Annotated in this window: 11 protein-coding genes; 7 read left to right on the top strand and 4 right to left on the bottom strand. The window is 66.3% G+C overall.

Features of this window, described 5'->3' with window-relative positions:
- Positions 1-50 precede the first annotated feature (50 nt).
- Positions 51-893: a methyltransferase domain-containing protein gene (locus AC1VNY_RS33675; RefSeq protein WP_482408404.1), complete on the bottom strand. Its 843-nt coding sequence runs from the start codon at positions 891-893 to the stop codon at positions 51-53.
- Between the two features lie 75 nt (positions 894-968).
- On the opposite strand from AC1VNY_RS33675, the gene AC1VNY_RS33670 reads away from it, so the two are divergent.
- The 5 genes from AC1VNY_RS33670 to AC1VNY_RS33650 are packed head-to-tail and all read left to right on the top strand — an operon-like array spanning position 969 to position 3,847.
- Positions 969-1,778, top strand: a complete 810-nt coding sequence (locus tag AC1VNY_RS33670; protein WP_482408403.1) for a ComF family protein — start codon at positions 969-971, stop codon at positions 1,776-1,778.
- Positions 1,779-1,807: 29 nt separating this feature from the next.
- Positions 1,808-2,080 carry a glutaredoxin 3 gene (gene grxC, locus AC1VNY_RS33665; RefSeq protein WP_482408402.1) on the top strand — a complete coding sequence of 91 codons (273 nt, stop codon included), beginning with the start codon at positions 1,808-1,810 and terminating at the stop codon, positions 2,078-2,080.
- Positions 2,080-2,955 carry a carbon-nitrogen hydrolase family protein gene (locus AC1VNY_RS33660; protein ID WP_482408401.1) on the top strand — a complete coding sequence of 292 codons (876 nt, stop codon included), beginning with the start codon at positions 2,080-2,082 and terminating at the stop codon, positions 2,953-2,955. Before grxC ends, AC1VNY_RS33660 begins: the two co-directional genes overlap by 1 nt.
- On the top strand, positions 2,952-3,422 hold the full coding sequence (locus AC1VNY_RS33655) for a DUF1178 family protein (protein WP_482408400.1): 471 nt from the start codon (positions 2,952-2,954) through the stop codon (positions 3,420-3,422). Before AC1VNY_RS33660 ends, AC1VNY_RS33655 begins: the two co-directional genes overlap by 4 nt.
- Complete coding sequence (locus AC1VNY_RS33650; protein ID WP_482408399.1) at positions 3,419-3,847, top strand: EamA family transporter; 429 nt, start codon at positions 3,419-3,421, stop codon at positions 3,845-3,847. Before AC1VNY_RS33655 ends, AC1VNY_RS33650 begins: the two co-directional genes overlap by 4 nt.
- 60 nt (positions 3,848-3,907) lie before the next feature.
- Here the strand turns inward: AC1VNY_RS33650 and AC1VNY_RS33645 are convergent, their stop codons facing one another.
- The 3 genes from AC1VNY_RS33645 to AC1VNY_RS33635 all read right to left on the bottom strand — a co-directional run bounded on the left by AC1VNY_RS33645 (position 3,908) and on the right by AC1VNY_RS33635 (position 6,395).
- On the bottom strand, positions 3,908-4,807 hold the full coding sequence (locus AC1VNY_RS33645) for an EamA family transporter (RefSeq protein WP_482408398.1): 900 nt from the start codon (positions 4,805-4,807) through the stop codon (positions 3,908-3,910).
- Between the two features lie 323 nt (positions 4,808-5,130).
- Positions 5,131-5,913, bottom strand: a complete 783-nt coding sequence (gene ubiG / locus AC1VNY_RS33640; RefSeq protein WP_482408397.1) for a bifunctional 2-polyprenyl-6-hydroxyphenol methylase/3-demethylubiquinol 3-O-methyltransferase UbiG — start codon at positions 5,911-5,913, stop codon at positions 5,131-5,133.
- A gap of 14 nt (positions 5,914-5,927) precedes the next feature.
- A complete protein-coding gene (locus tag AC1VNY_RS33635; RefSeq protein ID WP_482408396.1) occupies positions 5,928-6,395 on the bottom strand; it encodes a PH domain-containing protein in 468 nt (155 codons plus the stop codon).
- Between the two features lie 209 nt (positions 6,396-6,604).
- Here AC1VNY_RS33635 and AC1VNY_RS33630 point away from each other — a divergent pair, with 209 nt between their 5' ends.
- Both AC1VNY_RS33630 and ptsP read left to right on the top strand, forming a co-directional pair.
- The gene (locus AC1VNY_RS33630) at positions 6,605-7,861 is read left to right on the top strand and encodes an aspartate kinase (RefSeq protein ID WP_482408395.1); all 1,257 of its coding nucleotides are present in this window, start codon (positions 6,605-6,607) and stop codon (positions 7,859-7,861) included.
- 490 nt (positions 7,862-8,351) lie between these two features.
- On the top strand, positions 8,352-10,619 hold the full coding sequence (gene ptsP, locus AC1VNY_RS33625; protein WP_028343590.1) for a phosphoenolpyruvate--protein phosphotransferase: 2,268 nt from the start codon (positions 8,352-8,354) through the stop codon (positions 10,617-10,619).
- Positions 10,620-10,665: the final 46 nt, after the last annotated feature.

Raw genomic sequence — 10,665 nt, 5'->3', positions numbered from 1 at the left:
CCCCAACCCTCCCCCGCAAGCGGGAGAGGGAGCCCTTGCATCGTGCGTCCCTAACGCTTCGTCCCCTTCACCGCCGCCTCAAGGCTCGCTTTCGCCGAGCCGGGCTTGAGCGGCTTCGGCTGGCTTTCATGCGGCGCCCAGCCGGAGAGCCAGACGATGTCGAAGGTGGCGCGGATGCGGCCGTCGGGATCGGCGAAGCGCTCGCCGTAGATCTGCGCCATCCGCAGCATGGTGGCGCGGCGGGTTAAGGTGTGACGGCGCTCGCGCAGCACATTGGTCGCGCCCATGCGCCTGAGATCAGCCATCAGCGCGAACGCGCTGGCATAGCGCACCACGACGCGGTCGACGTCGGTGACCGGAAGCGCGAAGCCGGCCCGCTGCAACAGCGCGCCGATATCGCGCAGATCGGCGAACGGTGCGACGCGCGGCGAGGCCCCGCCCTCGCACTCCGCCTCCGCCGCGGCAAAGCTCTGCCGCAGCTCAGTCAGCGTATCGCCGCCGAGCATCGAAGCGAGCAGCAGCCCGTCCGGCTTCAGCGCCCGGCGGAGCTGCGCCAGCACGCCCGGCAGATCATTGACGAACTGGAAGGCGAGCGCGGAGACCACAAGATCGAGCGACTCCGGCGGCAGGCCGAGCGATTCCGCCTCGCTGAATCCGATCGCATCGACCGCGGCGACACGTCCGCGCAGGGCGTCCGCGAGCCCGTTACCCGGCGTCCAGACGTCGGCCGCCGCCGAAAAGCTGCGCGACACCGCCAGCAAGCGGTCCGCCATGTCCTCGGTGGCACGCTCGAGCAGGAATGTCGCCGCCCCCTCGCGCCGCGCGCGCGCCAGCCGCGCACCGAGCAAGGCGCGATCGAACAGGATGGGGGCTGAGGGCGGGGGCGTTGCCATGCCGCTGGTTACGCCGGACCGCCGCCGCAGGCAACGCCTTGAGCCCGCGTTGCTCAAACGCTAGCCTCGCCCGCCATGGACGCCGAGGCATCACCGACACGCTCCATTACCGGACACGTCCAGCGCGCGCTTGGCGTGGTCGGGGGTGCGTGGCTGCGCACCGCGCGGCTGGCGCTCGATATCGCGCTGCCGACGCTATGCGTTTCGTGCCGTGAGCCGGTCGATGGCGAGGGGGTGTGCGCGGCCTGCTGGGCCAGATTGTCGTTCATCGCGCCGCCGTTCTGCCCGCGACTCGGGATTCCCTTTGTCTACGATCCCGGTCCCGAGCTGCTGTCGATGGAGGCGATCGCCAATCCGCCGGCCTACAGCAGAGCCCGCGCCGCGGTGCGCTACGACGACGTCGCGCGCACGCTGGTGCACGCATTGAAATACCAGGATCGCACCGATCTGGCGCCGACAATGGGTCGCTGGATGGCGCGGGCGGGGAAGGAATTGCTCCGCGACGCCGATCTGCTGGTTCCGGTTCCTCTGCACTGGCGGCGCGGCTGGAGCCGGCGCTACAACCAGTCCGGGGCGCTCGCCAAGGTGATCGCGCGCCAGAGCGGCGTCAAAATGGCTGCCGAAGCGCTGCGGCGCATCCGCGCCACCGAGCAGCAGATCGGGCAGTCACGCAAGGATCGCGCCAGCAATGTCCAGGGTGCATTCGGGGTCGCCGATGAACGCAAGGCTGACGTCCAGGGCCGCCGCGTGATCCTGATCGACGACGTCCTGACCTCGGGCGCGAGAGTGGATGCCTGCGCGCGGGCGCTGCTCCGCGCCAAAGCCGCGCAGGTCGACGTGCTGGTGTTTGCCCGGGTTGTCGATACCCACCGCGCTCCCATATAATCTGACATTCTGGTTCAACCGAGCGCACCATGACCGCTGCCATTGAAATCTACACCCGCCCGGGCTGCGGTTATTGCACCGCGGCCAAATCGCTTTTGACGCGCAAGAACGCCGCGTTCACCGAATTGAACGTCGCCAGCAACCCGGGCTATCGCGACGAGATGTACGGTCGCGCCGGTGCCGGCTCGACCTTCCCGCAGATCTTCATCGGCAAGACCCATGTCGGCGGCTGCGACGAGCTCTACGCACTCGACCGCGAGGGCAAGCTCGACGGCCTGCTCAGCAACGGAGGCGGCGCCTGATGACGGAGAACATTTTCACCGCCGCCATGGTGCAGATGCGCACCGGCCTCTTGCCGGAGCCGAGCCTGGAGCAGGGCACGCGGCTGATCCGCGAGGCGGCGGCGCAAGGTGCCAAATATGTACTGACCCCCGAGGTCAGCAACATGATGCAGCTGAACCGCAAGGCGCTGTTCGAGCATTTGGCGAGCGAAGAGGACGACAAGTCGCTGAAGGCGTATCGCGCGCTCGCGGCCGAACTGAAGATCCATCTGCATATCGGCTCGCTGGCGCTGCGCTACTCGCCGGAGAAGGCGGTCAACCGTTCGTTCCTGATCGGGCCCGAGGGCAATCTGCTCGCGAGCTACGACAAGATCCATATGTTCGATATCGATCTGCCGGGCGGCGAAAGCTACCGCGAATCGGCCAATTACCAGCCCGGCGAGACCGCCGTGATCTCCGATCTGCCCTGGGGCCGGATCGGACTGACGATCTGCTACGACGTGCGCTTCCCGGCACTGTATCGCGCGCTGGCCGAGGCCGGTGCATCGTTCCTCACCGTGCCGTCCGCCTTCACCCGCAAGACCGGCGAAGCGCATTGGCACACGCTGCTGCGCGCCCGCGCCATCGAGACCGGCTGCTTCGTGTTCGCGGCGGCGCAGGCCGGCCTGCATGAGAACAAGCGCGAGACCTTCGGCCATTCGCTGATCATCGACCCCTGGGGCGAGATCCTCGCCGAGGGCGGCGTCGAGCCGGGCGTGTTCCTGGCCGAGATCGATCCGGCCAAGGTCGAGACCGCGCGCAAGACCATTCCCTCGCTGCAGCATGGCAGGCGTTTCGGCATCGCCGACCCCAAGGCCGGCCCGGAACATCTGCACCTCGTCCGGGGTTCGGCATGATCCGCTACACGCTGCGCTGCGAGCGCGGCCACCAGTTCGAGAGCTGGTTCCAGAGCTCCTCGGCCTATGAATCGCAGGAGCGGCGTCACCTGATCGATTGCCCGTCCTGCGGCTCTGACAAGATCGAGCGCGCGATCATGGCACCGCAGGTCGTCAGCAAGAAGGGCCGCGAACCGGCTCAGCCGGCGCCGGCCGCCCCCGTCGAGGCGACGCCTAACGAATCGACGTCGCTGATGATGGCGCAGGAGCGCGAGCTGCGCAGCAAGCTGAAGGAACTGCGCGATCATATCGTGAAAAACGCGGACAATGTCGGCGAGCGCTTCCCGAACGAGGCGCGCAAGATGCATTACGGCGATATCGAGCATCGGCCGATCTACGGCGAGGCCTCGCCCGAAGAGGCGCGCGCGCTGATCGATGAGGGTGTCGAGGTCTCGCCGCTCCCGACGCTGCCGGAAGACCGGAATTGACCTCGACCTGGCAGATCTGGGCGTTTCTTTCCGCCGTCTTCGCCGCGCTGACCGCGATCTTCGCCAAGGTCGGCGTCGAGGGCATCAACTCCGACCTCGCCACCCTGATCCGCACCGTGATCGTGCTGATCACGCTGTCGGCCATCCTGTTCGCGACAGGGCAATTCACCCAGTCCGGGCCGATCTCGGGCAAGAGCTGGCTGTTCCTGCTGCTGTCCGGGCTTGGCACCGGCGCGTCGTGGATCTGCTATTTCCGCGCGCTCAAGCTCGGGCCGGCGACGCTGGTCGCGCCGATCGACAAACTGAGCGTGGTGCTGGTCGCGCTGTTCGGCGCGGTCTTTCTCGGCGAACGCCCCACGGCCTATGGCTGGATCGGGATCGCGCTGATCTCGGCAGGCGCGGTGCTGGTTGCCGTAAAGGGCTGATAGCGTTTTCGAGCGAAGTGGGCACCGGTTCGCGTGAAGACAACGCGTCAAACCAAGAGGCTACGCTGCGATCAAGAGCGCGACGCCGATCACGATCAGGACGATGCCGAACACCTCGCGCAGCGAGAACGGCTGCTTGAGCGAGAAATACGCCACGCCCTGCGCGAACAGTACCTCGATCAGCGCCAGCGTGCGCACGTTGGCGGCGGCGGTGAGCGCGAACGCCAGGAACCAGAATTGCGACGAGAATGCTCCCATGAAGCCCGCGAACATCGAGGGCCGCCACAGGCCGAGGATTTTTCGCAGCACGTCGGGCGCGCGCAGCAACAGATAGACCGACAGGATCAGCGTCTGGACGAACAGACTCCACATCAGCGTGTAGGAGGCCGCCGTCACAAACGAGACGTCCGGCACGGCAATGATGGCGCCGCGGAAGCTCACCGCCGAGATCGCGAACACCGCAGCGGCGCCGAGGCCGAGCACGGTCGGCCGCAGATCGGCAAAGCTCTTTTGACCGCCGGGCCGCAGCGCGGTGATGACGACGCCGATGGTGGCGACCACGATCGCGATTACTTTGAGGGTCGTGAGATGGTCGCCGAGGAAGATGAAGCCGAAGATCGCGGTCTGGATCGCCTCGGTCTTCATGTAGGCCGTGGTGACCACGAAGGAGCGGTCGTTCATCGCCAGCAGCATGAAGCCGGTGCCGACGATCTGGCTCAGCGCGCCGGTCACCAGCCACGGCCAGAACGCCGCCGCCGGCCACGGCACGCGATCGCCGGTCAGCAGCACCGCCAGCGCGAAGAACACCACCGAGAACGGCAGGCCGAACAGGAAACGGATATTGGTCGCGCCCCAGGTCCCGAGCGGCCCGGTCAGATGCCGCTGCATCGCATTGCGCGCCACCTGCCCGAACGCGGCGACGATGGTGAAGGGAATCCAGAGCGAGGCGATCGTGAACATGGGGGATAAGGAAAGCATGCCGGCGGGAGGACACGCACAACGTGCCGATTGCCGCTGATGCGGTCAACCGAGTGGGCGCATGACTGGATTGCGCGATGTCCGCAAACTCCCTGTCGTCCCTGCGAAAGCAGGGACCCATAACCACAGGAAGTGGTTTGGGGCACGATGATTGAACGGGCCGTAACGCCGGTCAGCTTTGGCGAGATGTAGAGCAGAACGCGTCCTGAACTCAGATCGCGCTCAGCAACGTCGGCCGGTGGTTATGGGTCCCTGCTTTCGCAGGGACGACACCTATTGTGTGGCCGAGACCATGGTAATCTAACTCACACCTCTTCCGCCACCACCATGTAGTTCACGTCCATGTCGGTCGAGACGGACCACTTGTCGGCGAGCGGGTTGTAGACCACGCCGGCCTGTTCGGTGACGGTGAGGTTGACGTCGCCGAGATAACGTTCGAGCTCGGCGGGGGTGACGAACTTGCTCCACTCATGGGTGCCGCGCGGCAGCCAGCGCAGCACGTATTCGGCGCCGACGATCGCCAGCGCGAAGCTCTTCCAGTTGCGGTTCAGGGTCGAGACCACCATCAGCCCGCCGGGCTTGAGCATGACCGCGCAGCGCTTGATGAAGGCGCCGACGTCGACGACGTGCTCGACCACCTCCATCGCCAGCACGATGTCGAAGCGCTCGCGGGCGTCCATCTCCTCCACCGTGGTGCAGCGGTAGTCGATCGACAGATGGCCCTTGTCGGCGTGCAGCTTCGCGGCGGCAATGTTGGTGGCGGAAGGATCGATCCCGATCACCTGGGCCCCGAGCCGCGTGAACGGCTCGCACAACAGGCCGGCGCCGCAGCCGATATCGAGCAGGCGCAGGCCGGACAGGCAGTTGAGGCTCTTGGCGTTGCGCTCGAACTTGCGGCAGGCGGCGTCGCGGATATAGGTCAGGCGCAGCGGGTTGATCTTGTGCAGCGGCGCCATCTTGCCGCGCGGATCCCACCATTCATCGGACAGCTTTGAAAATTTCGCGACCTCGGCCGGATCGACCGAGCTGGCGGAGGCATTGGCGGAGAAACCGGCGGAGGAACTGGAAAGAGTTGATTGCGTGGCCATGATTGCGCGCGCCCCTATCGCGCGGTGATCGAATTGCGGAACGACAGCGGCGCGGCGATGGTCTTGATGGTCTCGATGCCCTCGCCGACGCCGCGGATGGTGACGTCGCCATAATTGAGCAGGCGCCCCATGATGCTCTGGTTGACGTCGACGCTCTCGACCTTGTCGAGGCTCATCTCGAAGGTGCGCCGCTTGATGAAGCCGCTCTTGTGCACCACGCGGAAATTGGTGACGTCGGTTTCGGTGGTCCAGCGGTGGAACCAGGCCGCGGCGGTCCAGTACAGCGCCGCGACCGCGACCACGGCGGCGGCCGCCAGGCAGGCCATCACGAGGCCGTCGACCGTCGTCATCCGCGACAGGATCAAGAGCGCCAGCACCACGATCCAGGCCCCGATCGCCGGCAAATAGAACATCCAGTGCGCATTGGTGGAATACAGCACCTTCTCGCCAGGCTGCAGGATCTCGTCGATATAACGTCCCATCCAATCCGCCTTCGAGTTGTCCCGTGTTACCCGTGCGCCACAACCCGCCCGCAACCGGTCAAAACACCCCCAAAAGACACTCGAGGGCCCCCTACCTACCGGCTTGCCCCCGGGCGCGGCGCTATGTATACGCGCGTTTCGGTCCCCGCGCTTGCGGTTTTCGGCGTGGGTTAACCTACTTATCCTCTTAAAGGAATAGACGCGTCGTCATGGGCCGCCTCGTGATGAAATTCGGCGGTACGTCCGTCGCCAATATCGATCGTATCCGCAACGTCGCGCAGCATGTGAAGCGCGAGGTCGACGCGGGCCACGAGGTCGCCGTCGTCGTCTCCGCGATGTCCGGCAAGACCAATGAGCTGGTGGCCTGGTGCACCGATGCCTCGCCGATGCACGACGCGCGCGAATATGACGCGGTGGTCGCCTCCGGCGAACAGGTCACCTCGGGCCTGCTCGCGATCGTGCTGCAGGGCATCGGCATCCAGGCGCGCTCCTGGCAGGGCTGGCAGATCCCGATCAAGACCTCGGAGGCGCATGCCTCGGCGCGCATCCTCGATATCGACGGCACCGAGATCATCACCCGCTTCAAGGAGCGCAAGGAAGTCGCCGTGATCGCCGGCTTCCAGGGCATCAATCCCGACACCAGCCGCATCACCACGCTCGGCCGCGGCGGCTCGGACACCTCGGCGGTGGCGATCGCCGCCGCGCTGCGCGCCGACCGCTGCGACATCTACACCGACGTCGACGGCGTCTACACTACCGATCCCCGCGTGGTGCCGAAGGCGCGCCGACTCGACAAGATCGCCTTCGAGGACATGCTGGAACTGGCCTCGCAGGGCGCCAAGGTGCTGCAGGTTCGCTCGGTGGAACTCGGCATGGTGCACAACATGCCGATCTTCGTGCGCTCCAGCTTCGACAAGCCAGAGGATATCGACCCGCACGCCAACCAGCCGCCGGGCACGCTGATCTGCAGCGAGGAGGAAATCATGGAAATGCACGTCGTCACCGGCATCGCCTTCTCCAAGGACGAAGCCCAGATTTCCGTGCGCCAGATCGAGGACAAGCCCGGCGTCGCCGCCGCGATCTTCGGGCCGCTCGCGGATGCCAACATCAATGTCGACATGATCGTGCAGAACGTGTCCGAGGACGGCAAGACCACCGACCTCACCTTCACCGTTCCGGCCGGCGACTATAACCGCGCCAAGGACACGATTACCGCCGCCAAGGCCAAGATCGGCTACGCCAGGCTCGATACTGCGACCGACGTCGCCAAGGTCTCGGTGATCGGCAGCGGCATGCGCAGCCATGCCGGCGTCGCGGCCAAGGGGTTCAAGGCGCTGGCCGACCGCAACATCAACATCCGCGCCATCACCACCTCCGAGATCAAGTTCTCGGTCCTGATCGACGCCGCCTACACCGAGCTCGCGGTCCGCACGCTGCACACGCTGTACGGCCTGGACCAGGCGTAAATATTACGGGGAACCCTCTCCCCCTGTGGGGGAGGATCGCTTCGCGCAGCGAAGCGGGGTGAGGGTCTATCTCCGCGGATAGAGCCCCCTCATCCGTCGCGGACTTCGCATAGCCGATGCGCAGCATCGGCGTCTTCCAGGTACGGCGGCCCGTGGGCCGCCTACGGACACCTTCTCCCACAGGGGGAGAAGGGAAGAGGGTCTCGCCAGCCTCACCCCGGAGTTAGAATTTCTCTTAGCGGGCGCAGCATTGGGCTGACGCAGACGTTATTTGCTACTGGCAGGCGTTTTGCTTGGCAAAGCAAGCCTCGATTGGCTATACGGCCAGTCAGGTAGGCTGTCGCAAACTGTGGCACAGTTTCGGTGATCGCGAATCGGCGGGAACTGGCGAGCGGCGACACCGAATGACTAAAATTGTTGTTTTTGACGAGTTTTGCGCCAGCGGCCGGCCGCACCGGTGCGCCGGCTTCGTGGGGAGGGACTGAAACACATGCGGAGCGCGTCGGGAGGCCCCCGCATCCTGTTGAGACGGCTTCGCGAGACCATGGCGGAGCAAGTCTCCGCCCAGGAGCGGCTCGACAAGATCGTGGTGCTGATCGCGGCCAACATGGTGGCCGAGGTCTGCTCCTGCTACGTGCTGCGCATCGACAACACCCTCGAGCTCTATGCCACCGAAGGTCTGAACCGCGACGCCGTCCACCGCACCGTGATGAGCGCGCATGAAGGCCTGGTCGGCCTCGTCGCCAGCGAGGCGACGCCGCTCAATCTGTCCGACGCGCAGAGCCATCCGGCTTTCGCCTACCGCCCGGAGACCGGCGAAGAGGCCTACCACTCGTTCCTCGGCGTGCCGATCCTGCGCGCCGGCAACACGCTCGGCGTGCTCGTGGTGCAGAACCGCGCCAAGCGCACCTATGTCGAGGAAGAGGTCGAGGCGCTGCAGACCACCGCCATGGTGCTGGCGGAGATGATCGCCTCCGGCGAGCTTGCCGCGCTGGCGCAGCCCGGCGCCGAGCCCGCCGCGCGGCACTCGCTGCACAAGACCGGCGCGGTGCTCTCCGACGGCATCGCGCTCGGCCATGTCGTGCTGCACGAGCCGCGCGTCGTCATCACCAACTACATCGCCGAGGATCTGCCGAAGGAGATCAAGCGGCTCGACACCGCGCTCGCCAATTTGCGCGCCGATCTCGACCGCATGCTGGAGCGCGGCGATGTCGCCGACGGCGGCGAGCACCGCGAGGTGCTGGAAGCCTACCGCATGTTCGCCAACGACCAGGGCTGGTCGCACAAGCTGCATGAGGCGGTCGCCACCGGCCTCACCGCGGAAGCCGCCGTCGAGCGCGTGCAGTCCGACACCCGCGCGCGCATGCTGCGCTCGACCGATCCCTATCTGCGCGACCGCCTGCACGACCTCGAGGATCTCGGCCATCGCCTGATGCGGCAGCTGGTCGGCCAGGACCATGCGCCCTCGCGCGAGCAGCTGCCCGACAACGCCATCCTGATCGCCCGCGCGATGGGCCCCGCGGCGCTGCTCGACTATGACCGCAAGCGGCTGCGCGGCCTGGTGCTGGAGGAAGGCACCGCGAATTCCCACGTCTCGATCGTGGCGCGCGCGCTCGGCATTCCCGCGGTCGGCGAGGTACCGAACGCGCCCGGCATCGCCGATCCGGGCGATGCCATCATCGTCGACGGCATTTCCGGCGAGATCTATGTCCGCCCCTCGACCGAGATCGAATCCGCCTATGCCGAGCGCGTCCGGTTCCGGGCGCGGCGGCAGGCGCAATATTCGGCGCTGCGCGACAAGGCCTGCGTGACCAAGGACGGCCAGCCGATCGAGCTTTTGATCAATGCCGGCCTGACCATCGACCTGCCGCATATCGACGACACCGGCAGCGCCGGCATCGGCCTGTTCCGCACCGAATTGCAGTTCATGGTGAGCCCGAACCTGCCGCGCTCGAGCGACCAGCTCGCGCTGTACCGCACCGTGCTCGACGCCGCCGGCAGCAAACCCGTCACCTTCCGCACGCTCGACATCGGCGGCGACAAGGCGCTGCCCTATATGGAGACCGTGATCGAGGAAAATCCCGCGCTCGGCTGGCGCGCGATCCGGCTCGGCCTCGACCGTCCCGGCCTTTTGCGCGGCCAGATCCGCGCGCTGCTGCGTGCCGGCGGCGGCCGCGCGCTGAAGATCATGTTCCCGATGATCTCGGACATCGCCGAGTTCGACCAGGCCAAGGCGATCGTCGAGCGCGAGCTGACCTATCTGCGCCAGCACGGCCATTCGTTGCCCGAGCGGATCGATATCGGCACCATGGTCGAGGTGCCGGCGCTGCTCTACCAGCTCGACGAGCTCCTGAAGAAGGTCGACTTCGTCTCGGTCGGCTCCAACGACCTGTTCCAGTTCCTGTTCGCGGTCGACCGCGGCAATGCCAAGGTCTCCGAACGCTTCGACATCCTGTCGGCGCCGATCCTGCGCGCGCTGCGCGACATCGTGCGCAAGGCCAAGGCGGCGAAGAAGGCCGCCTCGCTGTGCGGCGAGATGGCCTCGAAGCCGATCGGCGCGCTGGCGCTGATCGCCATCGGCTACCGTTCGCTTTCATTGTCGGCAACTGCGCACGGCCCGGTCAAGGCGTTGATCCTCGACCTCGATGCCAAGAAGGCCGAGGCGATGATCAATCCGCTGCTGGATGCGCCGGTCGGCAGCGTCTCGATCCGCGCGGCGCTGACGAAGTTTGCGGAAACCGAGGGGCTGGCCTTGTAGCGATGCTGCCGTCGCCGCTGCCGCTCCTCCGTACCTTCCGCAATTC

The sequence above is a fragment of the Bradyrhizobium ferriligni genome (genome assembly GCF_056837965.1).
The sequence above is the reverse complement of the archived record's forward strand: the minus strand, read 5'-3'. Positions and strand labels throughout refer to the sequence as shown.